Source organism: Clostridium fessum (genome assembly GCF_003024715.1).
In the GTDB taxonomy this organism is placed as follows: Bacteria; Bacillota; Clostridia; order Lachnospirales; family Lachnospiraceae; genus Otoolea; species Otoolea fessa.
Genome location: NZ_PYLO01000001.1, coordinates 155,336 through 172,168, shown reverse-complemented (window position 1 = coordinate 172,168; position 16,833 = coordinate 155,336). Strand labels below are relative to the sequence as shown.

Here is a 16,833-nt window from a genome sequence, read left to right as displayed (position 1 = left end):
CAAAATCACCGATTTTGCGGGGTTCCCCAACTGCCTGTGTTCATGTCGTGGGCCACCAGCGCCGTGTAATAGCCGTTGATGGTGCTTGGGGCGTTGAACAGAACCGCCAGCAGGTATTTTTTGATGTTCCGTATTTCCGTGGTGTTTTTGCTGATACAGTCAAAGACAAACTCAATGTGAGAACTGTTCAGCTTCATCAGCTTGGATTTCACCAGCTCGGCGGGGTAATCGTCCCCGGCAATGCGGATGGTCTTTCGGGCGCTGCATACGGTTTCCACCAACAAGTCCACGATCTCGTCCAGCATATCCCGGTCAATCCCCTTGGCGTACTGGCAAAGGTGTTCATACTCGATGTTGTCCTTGATGATCTCCCGATAAATCTCTACGGCGCTCTGTGACTTCGCTCCCGTTCCTTTCCGTTCCGGCGGCGCAGCCGCTTCTTCCCCCAAAGGAGAGGGAGGGGAAAGGATAGGAATGGAATCGGTATTTGATCCATCTGTAATTGATTTCTCTTTACTTGATCTATCTTTATTTAATTGCGTTGGTTTTTCCTGCGTAGGCTTTTCCTGCGTTGGATTATCCAATGTTGGATTTTCCAATGTAGGTGAATCCGGCACAGGCTGGGGCTGTTCGTAAATGATGTAATCCGCCCCGCGCAGGCGGCCTTGGCTGTCACGCTCACGGGAACGCACGATATAGCCCGCCTGTTCCAGCTCCCGGACAGCCGCCCGGATCGCGTCGATCTGCTCCCGGTTGATAAGGGACAAGCCTTTCAGCGTAAAATCCCAATCCTCCGGCAAGGACAGCATTTGCGACAGCAGGCCCTTGGCTTTCAGGGACAAGTCCTTGTTCCGCAGGTGGTGGTTGGACATCACCGTGTAGCCCCGGTTTTTCTCCACTCGAAAAACTGCCATCTCGTCGTCCACTCCTTTCACTTGAAATTTCACCGCGCCGTCAAGGGCGGTGAGCTTGCCCGGCTGGTAGGGACATTCCTCATACACACAAAACTGGTACTTCCAGTGCGGGCGGTAGAAACGGCAGGTGCCGCAGCCCTCCGGCGCTCCGGCCTCGCCACTGTCAAAATGATCTGCGCCCGGCCTCGTCTGCATGAGCTGTTCAAAGGCCCGGTCGCTGCCGGAAGTAAAGTACATAGGCGGTCGCCTCCTTTCTGGTTTTGGGCGCAAAAAAGCGGCGTCCTGATCTCCCCAAAGGGGAAAAGAGAACGCCGCTGTCTGCGGTGTCGTATTCAATTTTCGATGTGTCACTATTTGGGCGGTGGGCTTCACGGGAGGAAGAAGCGTGTCAAAGCTCAATCCGAAAGTAGTAAATCGGTAGTAAATTCAGTTCTTATATCCCGTGAAATGCCCGTATTTCCGGGCTTTTTGGAGATAATCAGAGTTGTTTATATAAAACCTTTCCTTAAAAACACCTTAAAACAAGTTCAGCAGCGCTCCATACAGCTTCTCATTTCCCATCACCACCAGCGCCAGTTCTTCTTTTGCCTCGCTGAGCTGATAAAAAAGATGTCTCACATCGCGCTCCGTCGAGCGCAGATATCCCATTTCATCATAATAATAGCGCCCATCCAGCCGATGCACCATGCGATCGACTTCTCGCGTATGGCGAGATTGTATTTCTACGGCAGAATCGGATGGCTTTTCCGGTTTTTCCTGCCAATCGGATTCCTGGCACTCATATCCCTGACGAATGTAATCATTCAGCAAATTAGCTGCTTCTGACTCATCGTTGGCATAAACCACCGCGACATGGGGATAGCGCCGCATTCCGCGTCCGTGCGGCAGGTGCATCATATTTTGTATAAAATAGGAAAGTTCTGCATTCGCACGGATCCGATTCGTCAGATGGAATGTCTGGATTCCCGGCTGCTTCCCCAAGAGCTTTATTGCACCCAGATCCAATTCTTCCGGCGAAATCATATCCTCACAGTTACTGGAAAAAATAACCGGACGCGTTTTGCCGATCTCCAGCAAAATTTCCAATGTATTGGGTGACAGAAGGTGTGCCTCATCTACTAAGATCGCGCTGTATGCTTCAAACCTGATTTCCGCTCCCGTTTGAACACTATCCTCCGCCAGGTACTCCACCCGCCGCAGCCGCTCATGCAGCACCTTCCACTCTTTTCCCGCTTCACCGCAGTGGATCATGCACACCCGCTGCCGCCCGGAGAGTTTCATCGCAATATCATATAAAAGCAGCGTTTTTCCCGTCCCCGGAAGCCCGGTAAACCAGAAATATCCCGTCCGGTCTGCCCGGATTTTCTTTAAAATCTGGCGTTCAATATCCCTCTGCTGGTATGTCAGGAAATATTCTTTCTTTAAGAACCGTCCCGGCTCTGTAAGCGGAGAAATCAAGTACAGCTCCGCCTGAAACAAGTCTTCGATATCGCCTGGATAATCAGCACTCTCCTGCTGCAAATCCCGGCAGAGCTGTTCCCAGTCCGCCTCCACAATGCGGTCATGATTCGTCAGACGCACCAGGCGGTTCTGGCTGCTAATATAAGTGTACGAACGAATCGGCTTTCCCAGCGCCGCCAGATAATACCGGTTCTGTATGAGCTGCTTGCGGATCGCCTCATCCGACACCTGTCCGCTCTTTAATTCAAGGTTTAAAATCTGTTCTTCCTTGATCTGAAGCAGATCAAACTCTTTTCCCAGTCTCGGAATCTGAAAGGAATAGAAAAAACGCAGTGCGTACACCGCCTGTATATGTCTCTCCAACTCCGAAACCAGCGCTTTCATGCTGTCCAGCTCCCATTCCCGTATTTTCAGAAACACATCCCGCCCCGAAAGCTGTCGTTCCAGCTTTTGAAGGTATTCCGTATTCTGATTTCGGGTAATCGTGTAAATAGAGATTGCTTTCATACCACCTGCGTTCCTTTTCGCCCTTTCCAAACTTTATAGATCCCTCTTTTTGCCGCAGCACTCCATGAGCGCCGCTACCACCTTATCAATCTGCAGTGGTTTTGCCAGATGCACATTCATCCCAGCCGCCAGGCACTGCCTGGCATCCTCTTCAAAGGCATTTGCCGTCATGGCAAGAATCGGAATCTGCCTTGCATCCGCCCGCGGAATCGCCCGGATCGCGCGTGTCGCAGCCAGACCATCCATCACCGGCATCATCACATCCATGAGAATCGCATCGAACGTCCCCGGAGGTGCCGCCTCAAAGCAGTCTAATGCCTTCTTCCCGTTCTCCACAATCGTGACATGGGCACCCGCATCGGTCAGAAGTGTCTCCGCGATGTCTGCATTCAACTCATTGTCCTCCGCCAAAAGCAGCTTCAAACCGTGAATATCTCCTGACGGCGCTGCTTCCTTAACCGGAAGCTCCTCCGGCGGCGGTGCAATCTCAAATGGAATTTCCACCACAAACGTCGTTCCAATGCCGACCTCACTCGTCACTTCGATGGTTCCGTGCATCTGTTCAATCAGCCCTTTGACGATCGTCATACCAAGCCCAGTTCCCTGATAAACACTGCGCGCATCATTTTTCTCCTGTACAAACGGATCAAAGATGTGGTCCAGAAATTCCTGGCTCATGCCAACTCCCGTGTCCGAGATCGTCCACCTATAGACGCACCAGCCGTCCCGTACATCCTGCGCCTCCACCCTGGTACTGATTTTTCCGCCCGGATGATTGTATTTGATGCAGTTTCCATAAATATTCAGGAAAATCTGGCGCAGATGGAGCTGGCTGCCATAAATATACGGATACGGAATCTCCGCTTTTCTTTTATCATACTCCCATTGAATGCCCGCATCTACCGCGCGCTCGATGATGATGCTCACGATATCGTGCGTCATCTCTGCCAATGAAATATAATCATGTGCCAGAATGATCTTTCCTTCTTCCAGCTTGCTCATCTGCAGCACATCATTGATGAGGGACAGCAGATGCCCCGCCGCCACCTGCATTTTCCGGTGATTTTCCATCAGCATCTCCTTATCATCAAAATGTGCCTCATCTATTTTCAAAAGCCCGATAATGCCATTGAGCGGTGTCCGGATATCGTGGCTCATGCGGCTTAAGAAATCTGTTTTCGCCCGGTTTGCCGTCCTCATTTCATCAAATGCCGCCTGCAGGCGCGCGTGCTCCTGTTCATCCCGCGCGTGCATCTGCGACGTATCCTGCAGAAGAATGATCGCATGAACCACCGGCATCTCACAAGAAAGCTCCGTATCAAACACGATCGTCTGCGTCATCAGAACTGTTTTCTGTACCCAGCAGATCGTGCCATCTTCCTCCTGGATACAGTATTCCACAGAAATATGTTTCTCCCCTGCCTCAAACCGCTTCAACAGCTTAGCCGGATCATCTGCCAGACGATAGCTTCCCAAGGTCTCCTGGGTGACCATCTTCATATATTCACTGCAATAATCACGGTAAGAACACGGCAGCGGATAGTCCATAAATAGCTCCCGGCATTCCTCGTCTTTTCCATTCAGGACAACACTCTTCTCCAGAATATCCTTTGTCAAATTAACTGTATATATCATATCCGACAGATCCAGGAGTGCATCCACATAGCTGTCATTTTCCAGAATCGACTGTTTGAGCTGTTCATAATAAAGCGTCAGCTGTTCCTTCGCATCTGCCCGCCCTTCTGAACTTTTCCGGATCGTCTCAAATGCCAGCAGGAAATGATGCAGCTTTCCTTCCTCATCCCAATCTACCGGGATCAGCGTCAGGCGGCTGTAGAGTCCCTGACCGTTCGTGTCATACTGCAATTCGAGTAGATCTCCCTCCGCCTGCAGCTTCCCGGAAAGCTCTGAAACCTGCAGGCTCTGGCGGATGTGGGCGCGGTCAGCACGAGCCACCCGTTCCGCTGCTATCTGCTCCGCCGCACCGGAATAGCTTCCGTCTGACGCCAGAAAGAAATCAGCACTGGCACGGAGTGCCCGGTAAGTATCCATGTGCGCGTCGCAGTAGAGACAATCCGAAAAGTTTCTCCCGTACCGGTTTAAAAGCTTGAGCAGGTGGAAATCCAGCCGTTTTTCCGCTGCCGCTTCCTCGCGCTTTACATGGTTTTTGTTGATATACATATTTTTATCGGCAAAACTGAAAAGCTCCCGCATCGTGCTGCCCGGAAAATCACTGGCAAGTGCATACCCGGCCGCATAGCTGAGCGGCATATCCGGATATCCCTTTGACTCCTCTGTCATCGCCTCCCGCACATGGGTGAGGCATTCCCGCATGGCCTCCTCATCCAGACCATGCGTAACGGCAATAAATTCATCGCCGCCGTCCCGCCCTACGAACTGTTCCGCAGGCATGGACGCGCGCAGACAGACGGCGAACCGCCTGATGTAGGCATCCCCCGCCTCATGCCCCATGCTGTTGTTGATTCGGCGGAGATTATTCAGGTCAAAACTGCATACTCCCACATTCTCTGCCGCCGGTTCCGGATCATCCAGCAATTCTTCGCATTTATTCTTATTGGGGAGTCCGGTCGCCTTGTCCAAATACACCTTTTTCTGCAGCGCACGGTTCATCGCCGCAAAGCGCACCGCCTTGATAAATTCATATCCAATCAGAAGCATCAGAACAATAATATCAATCGTGATATATTTTTCAATTACCGTCAGCGAGGATGCCTTCCTCTGGGAATACGCCTCCGCCAGTCCCGTCGCCTCATCACAGATTTCAAAGAACCGCTCGCTCTTATCAATGATCTCTGTATTCTCATAGCCGACTTCTCGGACACGCAGGATTTCATAGTGAAGCGCGGCAAAGTACTCCTCCAACTCCTGCATCTTACTCTGAAACGCCCCGTCATCAAGGCGCACCAGCCCCAGTTCGCCATTGCCATTCCGCAGACCGTCGACGAAGGCCTCAATATCCTGAATCATACCATCCTCCGGCTGACCGGAAATTTCCAATTTAATGATACGCTGTGTCTTTCCGCGCACCAGTCCCGCATAATTGACCACACGCGCCGTTCCCTGAATACTGGAGACAATTCCCATCATCACGATAATCAGTGCCGCCAGCACAACCGCCAGCACGCCGATGCAGATCTGTATTATGTTTGAAGTCTTTTTCTTCTTACTCTTATTCGCATTCTCGGAATCCATCGCTCCGTCCTCCCGCAAAAACCCTGGCACGCCCGTTTCCCTGCACCTGCCATCTTGTTATTTTACATCTTATATCCCAGAAAGCATTCATCCTCATGCGACTCAATCCGCCCGACCGCCTGCAGATACGAATAAATAATCACCGTCCCGGCAAACTTCATCCCACGCTTTTTGAGATCTGCCGACACTGCATCTGAGAGCGGCGAGCTGACCTTGCCTGTCTCATGAATCACCGCGTCTCCTGTCCAGTGAGTCAGATACGCGTCAAAACTCCCATATTCATTCTGAATTTCCCGGAATATCCGTGCATTCGTGACAGCGGCATGAATTTTCAGCCGGTTATGTACAATTCCCGGTGCGGTCCGGAGTGCTTCCTCCTTCGCCTCGTCGTAACCGCACACCTTGTCTAGGTCAAATTCATCGAACGCGGCGCGGAACGCCTCCCGCTTATTGAGGATGCACTCCCACGAAAGCCCTGCCTGAAAGCATTCAAGGATCAGCATCTCAAAGAGCTTCGCATCATCCCGAACCAGCTTTCCCCACTCCTCGTCGTGATAACGGATATACAATTCATTCTTTGGATTCGCCCAGCGGCAGCGGTGTCTTCCATCGTGCCATTCCATGTTTTTCTCCCTTCGCCTACATAAGCGGCGCCAGAATCCGCAGCGCCTTCCCCGCAAACCGCCGGATAAACGGATACTTCCGGCAGTTTTCCAGAGTGATTCGCTCGCTCTTTGCAAGTGTTTTCTGGAAATCTTCTTCCACATCCATCACAACCGCATTGCGGAAGAAATAGGACGCGCACTCAAAATGCAGATACAGGCTTCTGAAATCAAGGTTGATCGTTCCGACCACCGCTTTCTCATCGTCGCTCGTAAACATCTTCGCATGGATAAAGCCCGGCGTGTATTCATAGATCTGGACACCAGACCGCAGAAGCTCCGCGTAATAGCTGCGAGCCAGCAGGTACGCATATAACTTATCCGGTATATGCGGCATGATAATAATAACCTCCACGCCGCGCTTTGCCGCAAACTTGAGCGCCGCCAGCGTCGTATCATCGAGAATCAGATACGGGGTCGTGATGTGCACATACCGGCGTGAACGCCCTAAAATATCGAGGTACACCGACTCGCCGACATTTTCCCCGTCGAGCGGGCTGTCCGCATACGGCATCACAAAGCCGCCGTAATCCATCCCCTCCGGCATATGAAATTCCGGCGGACATAAAAATCGGCGGTACTCCTCTCCATCCCGCTCCGTCACATCCCAGAGCTGCAGAAACATCATCGTAAAACTATCCACGGCTTTTCCTTTGATCAGGACTGCCGTGTCCTTCCAGTGTCCAAAGCGCACCCGCTGGTTGATATACTCATCCGCCAGGTTCACGCCTCCGGTAAACGCAGTATGACCATCAATCACGCAGATCTTCCGGTGATCGCGGTTATTCTGATAACTCGAGAGAGCCGGACGCACCGGCGCAAAAATCTTGCACTGGATCCCCTTCTCCTGCATCGCTTTCTCATAGCCGTGCGGCAGCGTGAAGAGATTTCCCATGCCGTCATACATAAACCGGACTTCCACGCCCTCGGCGGCCTTCGTCTCTAACACCTGTAAAATCGCATCCCACATCACTCCGTGTTCTACGATAAAATATTCCATAAATATAAAATGTTCCGCTTTTTTGAGTTCTTCCAATAATACTGGAAACATATCATCTCCCAGCGGGAAATAGCGTACCCCCGTATTTTCATACGCCGGGAAACGTCCGTACTGGTTCATATAGCGGACGAGATTGCCGCCGCTGGCGCTGATGCTCTCATAGTGTGCCAGCACCTCCGGATCCTGTAAAAGGTACGGACGCAGTTTTGTCCCAACCTCCTCGATCCGCCGGTTAATGCGGCGCGTGCCCGGCTGCAGCGTCAAAAACAGATAAAACAGCGTTCCAAACACCGGAAATATCAATATCGGCACTACCCAGGACAGCTTGATCGTGCTGTTTCCCTCATCGCTGATAATATAGATCAAAACCAGCGCACTGAGTATCGCAGATCCGCCATACATATAGATCAGGTACTCTCTAAACCAGTCAAACCCGGCAAAGAGCACAAGAATCTGTATCAGCAGAAACAGCGTTCCCAGCGTGGTACGACCGAAAATCAGACGCAGCAGTTTTTTCAATTTTTTAAGTATTTTCTCCATTTTCTACCAGTCCATTTCTCTATCTTGTTCATCGGGCATCTGCCATATCATTTAAAACTACAGTGCCATCTCTCATAGTATGACAGATTTTTGCAAATAAAACAAGAGGTCAGCCAGAGACTGACACAGATTTATGTGTCATCCCGACTGACCTGTCATTGCAAGCGCTTATTTTAACAACCGCATTGAAACATCTCACTGATATTCCGCATAAGGCTTATATATCGCCATTTTCTGGAATTTTAGTCCTCCAGTGCCTGACGGATATCCTCGATGATATCATCCGCATTCTCAATTCCGACACTCAAACGGATCAGGCTCGGATCAACGCCCGCCTCCTTGAGCTGCTCGTCGGAGAGCTGACGGTGAGTATGACTTGCCGGATGCAGCACGCAGGTTCTCGCATCGGCAACATGGGTTACGATGGCTGCCAGTTTCAGCTTATCCATGAACTCGCCGGCTGCCTGACGACCGCCCTTTAAGCCGAAAGAAATAACGCCGCATGTACCGTTCGGCATATATTTCTGCGCCAGTGCATGGTATTTATCATTTTCAAGTCCCGGATAATTCACCCAGGCCACATCTTCACGGCTCTGTAAATACTCGGCGACCTTCTGTGCATTCTCACAGTGGCGCGGCACACGCAGATGCAGTGTCTCCAGACCGATATTCAATAAGAAGGAATTCTGCGGGGACGGGATGGAACCGAGATCACGCATTACCTGTGCGGTTGCCTTGGTGATATAAGCCGCCTTACCGAATTTCTTCGTGTAAATAATGCCGTGGTAAGACTCATCCGGCGTCGTCAGACCCGGGAATTTATCTGCATGTGCCTCCCAGTCAAAGTTGCCACTGTCCACGATGCAGCCGCCGACGGTCATCGCATGTCCATCCATATATTTTGTAGTAGAATGCGTTACAATATCTGCGCCCCACTCGAACGGACGGCAGTTGATCGGAGTTGCAAACGTATTATCTACAATAAATGGAATACCATTTCTGTGTGCAATCCGGGCAAATTTTTCCAGATCCAGCACTACCAGAGCCGGGTTTGCAATCGACTCACCGAAGATACACTTTGTGTTCGGGCGGATCGCCTTCTCGATCTCCTCTTCCGGCGCATCCGGGTCAACTAACGTAACATCGACGCCCATTTTTTTCATCGTAACGACAAACAGGTTTGATGTGCCGCCGTATACGGTTGCCGAGCAGACCAGATGATCGCCCGCGCCGCAGATATTAAATACCGCATAAAAGTTTGCCGCCTGTCCGGAGGATGTCAGCATTGCTGCCGCGCCGCCCTCCAGCTCACGGATCTTATCTGCGACTGCATCATTGGTCGGGTTTGCCAGACGGGTATAAAAATATCCGTTTTCCTCCAGATCGAAGAGTCTTCCCATCTGCTCACTGGTTGAATACTTAAAGGTCGTGCTCTGGTAGATCGGCAGAATTCTCGGCTCGCCATTTTTCGGCTGCCATCCGCCCTGGATGCACGTTGTTTCCATTGAACGTTTCATTTTTCTTCTCCTTCATATGTTTATTTTTAAATAATTATATAGTAATTGAGCCTATTTTTTAGTACAGCTCTTTTACATCACCATATCAAACAGCGAAAGCTGATTGCTCTCCGGCAACCCCGTCAGAATTCCCAGCTCTGCCATCAGATCGCACACCGTTTTCGTAACCTTGGTACGGTTGATAAAGTCCTCTTTCGACAAGAACTTTCCATCCTCCGCCGCAAAAACAATCGCGTCTGCCGCTTTCTCGCCGAGTCCGTCGATACTGCTTAACGACGGCATCAGCTTTCCGTCTATGATCTGGAAATTGCGGGCTTTTGCCCGGTAAATATCGATCGGCATGAACTCAAATCCGCGCGCGTACATTTCCTGTACGATACGCATATCGCGCAGCGTGTCCTGCTCTTTCTTGGAAAGAGAATCCGACCGGCTCTTGTATTCCGCCAAATGGTACTCCAGCTTATCGCGCCCCTGGCACATCAGCTTGTAGGTAAATCCACTCGCACGGATGCTGAAATATGCCGCATAGTACGCCAGCGGGTAAAATACCTTACAGTACGCCACACGCCACGCCATCATAACGTAAGCCGCCGCGTGCGCCTTCGGGAACATATACTTGATTTTCAGGCAGGAATCGATATACCACTGCGGCACATCATGAGCTTTCATCTCCTCGATCCACTCCGGTTTCAGTCCTTTTCCTTTTCGGACAGACTCCATGATAGTGAAGGAAAGTCCCTCTTCAAGTCCTTTCTGAATCAGATAAATCATAATATCGTCTCGACAACAGATCGCCGTCTGAATCGTCGCCTGTCCGCTCAGGATAAGATCTTTCGCGTTTCCTAACCATACATCCGTACCGTGGGACAGACCGGAAATCCGCACCAAATCCGAAAAATATTTCGGTTTGGCATCGATCAACATCTGCATCGCGAAGTCTGTACCAAACTCCGGAATGCCAAGCGCCCCGAGCTTACAGCCGCCGAGATCCTCCGGCGTGACACCGAGCGCCTCCGTGTTCTGGAAGAGACTCATGACCTCCTTCGAATCCAGTGGAATATCCTTAACCGGGTCGAGTCCCGTCAAATCCTGCAGCATACGAATCATGGTCGGATCATCGTGTCCGAGAATATCGAGTTTCAACAAGTTGTGGTCGATCGAGTGGTAATCGAAATGCGTCGTGACGGTACGTGTCGTCATATCGTCCGCCGGGTGCTGCACCGGTGTAAACGTGTCAATCTCCTCTCCGAGGGGCAATACGATGATACCGCCCGGATGCTGTCCGGTGGTACGCCGCACGCCGACGCAGCCGGACACGATGCGCTCAATCTCGCACCGGCGCTTACGGATTCCCTTATCCTCATAATAATGCGCCACAAAACCATACGCTGTCTTATCCGCCAGCGTACCGATCGTCCCCGCACGGAAGGTCTGTCCTTTTCCGAAGATGACCTCCGTATAGCTGTGCGCCCGGCTCTGGTACTCGCCGGAGAAGTTTAAGTCGATATCCGGCTCCTTATCGCCCTTGAATCCCAGGAACGTCTCAAACGGGATGTCGAACCCGTCTTTTTTCAACGGTTTTCCGCACTTTGGACATATCTTATCCGGCATATCGCAGCCCGCCATACCCGAAAACTTCTTTACGTCTTCGGAATCAAAATCGTAATAATGGCAGTTCGGGCAGTAATAATGCGGGCTCAGCGGATTTACCTCCGTGATACCAGACATCGTCGCCGCCAGCGAGGAACCAACGGATCCTCGCGAACCAACCAGATATCCATCCTCATTCGACTTCCAAACCAGCTTCTGCGCGATGATATACATAACGGCGAATCCATTGGAAATGATCGAGTGAAGTTCACGCTCCAACCGATCGACTACCACCTTCGGCAACTTATCGCCGTACATATCATGCGCGTGGTTGTAACAGATGGTACGCAGCGTATCATCCGAATTCGGAATAACCGGCGGACACTTGTCCGGGCGTACCGGGGAAATGCGCTCGCACATCGCCGCGATCTTGCGCGTGTTTGTGATAACGATCTCCTCCGCCTTATCGCTGCCTAAATATTCAAATTCCCCCAGCATTTCCTCTGTGGTCCGCAGATACAGTGGTGCCTGATCGTCTGCATCCTTAAAGCCCTTGCTCGCCATGATGATACGGCGGTAGACCTCATCCTCCGGATCGAGAAAATGTACGTCGCAGGTCGCGCAGACCAGCTTGTTCCACTGTTCGCCAAGTTCAATCACTTTGCGGTTCAGATCCTGCAGATCCTCCCAGGTGTTGACTGAACTTTTCTCATCCCTCAGCATAAATGCGTTGTTTCCAAGCGGCTGCACTTCCAGATAATCGTAGAAATTCGCTATTTTTCCCAGTTCCTCCTCCGGAACCCCGCGCAGGATCGCCTGAAACAGCTCGCCCGCCTCGCACGCCGATCCAAGAATCAGCCCCTCGCGGTGGCTCGCCAGCAGACTCTTTGGAATCCGCGGACGTTTTGCAAAATACGTCAGGTTTGACTGGGAAATCAGCCGGTACAGATTGATTCGCCCGACATCATTCTTCGCCAGAATAATAATATGGTAGGTCGGCATCTTCCGGATCATTTCCGGCGTCATTTTGCTGAGTTCGTTGAGCTGCGTCAGATTTTCGATATCACGAGCTTTTAACATCTCGATAAACTTGACAAAAATCTCTGCCGTCGCCCCCGCATCATCGACCGCCCGGTGATGGTTTTCGAGGGAAATTTTAAGCTCTTTCGCTACCGTGTCGAGCTTGAAGCGGTTCAGGTTCGGCAGCAGAACACGCGCCAGCGAAACCGTATCGAGAACGGTCGGCTGGAATGTGAGTCCCTGCCGTCTCGCATTTTCTTTGATGAAACTGATATCAAACGACGCGTTGTGCGCGACCATGACCGCACCCTCGCAGAATGCCAAAAATTCCGGCAGAACCTCTTCGATCGTCGGCGCGCTGATTACCATGCCGTCGTTGATGCTTGTCAGCTGTTCAATGTCATAGGGGATTGGCACTTCCGGGTTGACAAATGTGCTGAATTTGTCCACAATCTTTCCATCCGTCACACGCACCGCGCCGATCTCGATGATGCGGTTCTTGATCGGGCTGAAACCGGTCGTCTCGATATCGAATACAACGCAGGTGTGATCTAACGTCTGTCCTTTCTCATTCTCCGCCAGTTCCTTCATATCATCGACGAGATAGCCCTCAACACCATAGAGGATCTTGAAGTTTTCGCCCTTATCAACCGCATGGTTCGCATCCGGAAACGCCTGCACACAGCCGTGGTCGGTGACAGCGATCGCGTCCATGCCCCACTGTTTGGCACGTTTGATGATATCCTTGACCTCGGAAACACCGTCCATATCGCTCATCTTTGTGTGACAGTGAAGCTCCACGCGCTTGACCGGACTGTTGTCCATCCGCTTGCTGGTGAAATCTTCGCATTTCTTGATGCCGGAAACCGAACCGATCGTCAGCTCGCCGTCAAATTTATCAATGTTGGCAACACCCTTGATGCGGACAAACTGTCCCGCCTTGGTCGCCGTCTTCAAATCATCCAGCGTATCTTCCCGTGCAAAGATCTTGACGCCGATTGTATCTGTAAAATCCGTTACCGAAAACATAAACAGTGTGTTGCCGCTGCGAAGCTCCCTTAGCTCGCAGGTCAGGATCTTTCCGCGGATGACAACCTGCCCAACCTCGCCTTCCAGCTCCTCGATCGGGCTCGCCTCCTCATCGAAATCGCGCCCAAACAGCACATCCGGGTTATCGGACTTCTTCATATAGCCCGAACGGCGGTACTCGCCGCCCTTGCCGGATCCAGCATTTGCGCTGCCCGCCTGGTTTCTGCCTGCTGCCGGATTTCCCCCGGTTTTCAACTTACCGACCGGTTTTAAAACAGTCTTTCCCTCGTCAAATGGCAGATCGACACCGCCAGAGGCAGGTTCCGCCCCCAACGGTTCCATATACGCCTCATTGGCACCTGCTGCCCCGGCAGCCACGCCGCTTCCGCCTGCCGCCTGCGGCTTCATGTAGATGATCTCCGGCTCGGTATTCTTCTTCTCAACCGGATGGTAGGAAGTCTTCACAACCACCGGCACATTGCAGCGCTCGGTGAAGATTTTCTCCAGAATCCGCACCAATTCCGGTGCCTTATCGCGCACGATCATCGTGTCCTCCAGCGACAGCTTCAGGTATCCTTCTTCTTCAAAATCCATCTCCGCCTTACGGAACATATTATAAAGAAGGATACTGTAATTTTTCAGCTCCATCAAAATGCTGTCCCGGTATACATTCATGAGTTTTTCCGGCGTGTACTGGCTGGACAGATGGTATTTCTCCAAAATCTTGATCGTCACCCGTTTGCCCGGAAACAACTGCTCCTTGATGCCTTTTTCCAGATCGTAGATACTCGGCTTGTGCATCAGGCGCGGGCTGTCGATGTATACGCGGATCACGCTCCGGTCACGGTTCGTCGAGATCTTCTCGATCCCGACCATTTCAAGCAGTCCCCGCACATTTTCCGCAATATGTAAATCTGGAAATACCTCCAGAAATGTTTTCATTCTATCATTCCTTTGCTTTTTTATCTTCCACCATCCGGTCAAGCTCCGCTTTGAGCGCCGGTAAAAGTTCACTCTCCGGCAGTTTTTTCACAATCTCGCCCTTGCGTATCAGAAGTCCTTCGCCGATACCGCCGGCTACCCCGAGATCGGCTTCCTTCGCCTCGCCCGGTCCGTTGACCACGCAGCCCATGACGGCAACCTTGATATCCAGCGGATATCCCTGTACCAGCGTCTCCACCTGGTTTGCCAGACCGATGAGGTCGATCTGCGTGCGTCCGCAGGTCGGACATGAAACAACTTCCACTCCTCCCCGACGAAGGCCCAGCGTCTTCAAAATCAGCTTTGCCGACTTGATCTCCTCCAGCGGGCTGCCTGTCAGGGACACGCGGATCGTATCACCGATTCCCTGACTCAAAATCAGTCCCAGACCGACCGCTGACTTGATATTGCCCGCAATTACAGTTCCCGCCTCTGTGATACCGACATGCAGCGGATAATGAGTCTTTTTTGCAATTAGTTCATGTGCTTTTACACACATCATAACATCCGAAGATTTGATGCTGATAACCAGATTGTCATAACCCATCTGCTCAATCAGGGCAACCTTATCCAGCGCACTCTCAACGAGTCCTTCCGCTGTCACGCCGCCATATTTCTCTACCAATGGCTTTTCCAAAGAACCGCTGTTGACGCCGACACGAATCGGCACGCCATACTCTTTTGCCTTGTCAACCACCGCCTGGATCCGCTCTCTGGAACCGATATTTCCCGGATTGATACGGATTTTGTCCGCGCCGCACTCGATCGCCGCGATCGCGAGACGATAGTCAAAATGAATATCCGCCACCAATGGAATATGTATCTGGCGTTTAATCTCCGTCAGGGCAGCAGCCGCCTCCATTGTCGGCACTGCCACACGGATAATATCGCAGCCCGCGTGCTCCAGCGCCAGAATCTGCTCGACGGTCGCCTTCACATCCTCTGTTTTCGTATTACACATCGACTGGATCAGAATCGGATTGCCGCCGCCGATCTGTCGTTTTCCAATCTGCACCACTTTCGTCTCGTCCCGGTATCCCATATCGTTCCTCCCAAACCATTCTTCTCCGACACAAAATTTCCGGCCTTTTTCGAGCGAATCTTTCATGCCTTTGAATCAAATGAATTAGTAACTGTTCAGTACCTTCACAGTCACGCGCAAAAATCCATCAAAAATTGCCTACGGCAATGGGATTTTTGCCTGCTGGCCCATGTTTTCGTACGGTCAGCGCAGTAAATGCGCAGACCTACTGAACAGTTACATGAATTATTACAATAAATTTCTAATATCATTAAACAATACAAATAACATCAGCGTCATCAACGCCGCCATGCCCGCCATATGGACCATGCCCTCTTTTTCCGGATCAACCGGCTTGCCGCGCAGCATCTCCAGAATGATAAATACAAGCCGTCCGCCGTCCAGCGCTGGAACCGGAAGCAGGTTCATGACACCCAGATTGGCGCTGAGCAGAATACACATATTGGCCAGATTGACAAGCACAATCATAAGTCCGTAGCTCTGGCTCTCCTTGACCGTCGTGCCGATCATCGACACAATCCGCACCGGACCCGCGATATCGTTCGAGCTGACCTGCCGCTTCAGAATCATGCCAAGGCTGCTGAACGTCACACGGATCCAATAGCGCACTTCATAGAAGCTATACTGCGCCGTCTGAATCACGGACGCCGGTTTCTGGTAAACACCACCGCTGATTCCAATAAGATAGCGTCCCGCTTCCTCAGAATAGCGCGGAACCATCTGCGTCGTGTAGGATTTCCCATCCCGCACATACTCCACCGTGACACTCTTTCCCGGATGAAACTGCAGATACGTCTGCACATCGCGGTACAGATAGGTGCGCGTACCATTTAAGCGCTCGATCGTATCGCCCGCCTGCAGCCCCGCCTCCTGTGCCGGATAGCCGTCCTCAACACTGACAACCGACGCCGCATCAAATCCCACACAGCTAATCACGAAAAAGGCGCAAAACCATGCCAGAATGAAGTTGAATACAGGTCCTGCCACCACGACTTTAAAACGTGTCCAGGCAGAAACCGCATTAAAATAAGTCCCCGTTGCACCCGGAGGCAACAGGAGCCGATCCGTTTTTCCATCTGTCAGACTCTGGTTCTGATCGCAGGAACTCCCTTTTTCCGTCTCATCCGGCGCATCATACCCTTCATCTTCCCCCAGCATCATACAAGAACCGCCAAACGGAAGCAGCTTCAGCGAGTACCGCGTCCCGCCTTTCACAAAACTGAAAAGTCTAGGACCCATGCCGAGCGAAAACTCAACGACGCAGATTCCGCCCCGTTTTGCCAATAAAAAATGTCCAAATTCGTGAAACAGCACGATCAGGCTGAATACAATCAGCGCCGCCAGCAAACTTACCAAT

The 16,833-nt window shown here is 51.5% G+C and carries 9 protein-coding genes; all 9 read right to left on the bottom strand.

The annotated features are described in order from the left end of the window. Positions 1-5: 5 nt before the first annotated feature. The 9 genes from C7U56_RS00780 to rseP all read right to left on the bottom strand — a co-directional run bounded on the left by C7U56_RS00780 (position 6) and on the right by rseP (position 16,832). Complete coding sequence (locus tag C7U56_RS00780) at positions 6-1,151, bottom strand: DUF6017 domain-containing protein (protein WP_055200122.1); 1,146 nt, start codon at positions 1,149-1,151, stop codon at positions 6-8. A 279-nt stretch (positions 1,152-1,430) separates the two neighbouring features. After that, a complete protein-coding gene (locus C7U56_RS00775; protein WP_106999784.1) occupies positions 1,431-2,882 on the bottom strand; it encodes an AAA family ATPase in 1,452 nt (483 codons plus the stop codon). Positions 2,883-2,915: 33 nt separating this feature from the next. Beyond that, complete coding sequence (locus C7U56_RS00770) at positions 2,916-6,095, bottom strand: ATP-binding protein (protein ID WP_106999783.1); 3,180 nt, start codon at positions 6,093-6,095, stop codon at positions 2,916-2,918. Between the two features lie 62 nt (positions 6,096-6,157). Next, positions 6,158-6,718 (bottom strand): DNA-3-methyladenine glycosylase I, encoded by a 561-nt coding sequence (locus C7U56_RS00765; RefSeq protein ID WP_106999782.1) that lies wholly within the window; start codon positions 6,716-6,718, stop codon positions 6,158-6,160. A 16-nt stretch (positions 6,719-6,734) separates the two neighbouring features. Next, positions 6,735-8,297, bottom strand: coding sequence for a cardiolipin synthase (cls, locus tag C7U56_RS00760; RefSeq protein ID WP_106999781.1), 1,563 nt, complete (start codon positions 8,295-8,297; stop codon positions 6,735-6,737). 242 nt (positions 8,298-8,539) lie between these two features. After that, positions 8,540-9,814 (bottom strand): O-acetylhomoserine aminocarboxypropyltransferase/cysteine synthase family protein, encoded by a 1,275-nt coding sequence (locus tag C7U56_RS00755; RefSeq protein WP_106999780.1) that lies wholly within the window; start codon positions 9,812-9,814, stop codon positions 8,540-8,542. Positions 9,815-9,886: 72 nt separating this feature from the next. Further along, entirely contained in the window at positions 9,887-14,395 is a 4,509-nt protein-coding gene (locus C7U56_RS00750) for a PolC-type DNA polymerase III (protein WP_106999779.1), read from the bottom strand. 4 nt (positions 14,396-14,399) lie between these two features. Further along, the gene (ispG, locus tag C7U56_RS00745) at positions 14,400-15,476 is read right to left on the bottom strand and encodes a flavodoxin-dependent (E)-4-hydroxy-3-methylbut-2-enyl-diphosphate synthase (protein ID WP_106999778.1); all 1,077 of its coding nucleotides are present in this window, start codon (positions 15,474-15,476) and stop codon (positions 14,400-14,402) included. 228 nt (positions 15,477-15,704) lie between these two features. Beyond that, positions 15,705-16,832 (bottom strand): RIP metalloprotease RseP, encoded by a 1,128-nt coding sequence (rseP, locus tag C7U56_RS00740; RefSeq protein ID WP_106999777.1) that lies wholly within the window; start codon positions 16,830-16,832, stop codon positions 15,705-15,707. Position 16,833: the final 1 nt, after the last annotated feature.

What these genes read in the sequence shown, in the direction of transcription:
- C7U56_RS00780 (WP_055200122.1), bottom strand. Translation starts at nt 1,151, where the DNA reads ATGTACTTTACTTCCGGCAGCGACCGGGCCTTTGAACAGCTCATGCAG.
- C7U56_RS00775 (WP_106999784.1), bottom strand. Translation starts at nt 2,882, where the DNA reads ATGAAAGCAATCTCTATTTACACGATTACCCGAAATCAGAATACGGAA.
- C7U56_RS00770 (WP_106999783.1), bottom strand. Translation starts at nt 6,095, where the DNA reads ATGGATTCCGAGAATGCGAATAAGAGTAAGAAGAAAAAGACTTCAAAC.
- C7U56_RS00765 (WP_106999782.1), bottom strand. Translation starts at nt 6,718, where the DNA reads ATGGAATGGCACGATGGAAGACACCGCTGCCGCTGGGCGAATCCAAAG.
- cls (WP_106999781.1), bottom strand. Translation starts at nt 8,297, where the DNA reads ATGGAGAAAATACTTAAAAAATTGAAAAAACTGCTGCGTCTGATTTTC.
- C7U56_RS00755 (WP_106999780.1), bottom strand. Translation starts at nt 9,814, where the DNA reads ATGAAACGTTCAATGGAAACAACGTGCATCCAGGGCGGATGGCAGCCG.
- C7U56_RS00750 (WP_106999779.1), bottom strand. Translation starts at nt 14,395, where the DNA reads ATGAAAACATTTCTGGAGGTATTTCCAGATTTACATATTGCGGAAAAT.
- ispG (WP_106999778.1), bottom strand. Translation starts at nt 15,476, where the DNA reads ATGGGATACCGGGACGAGACGAAAGTGGTGCAGATTGGAAAACGACAG.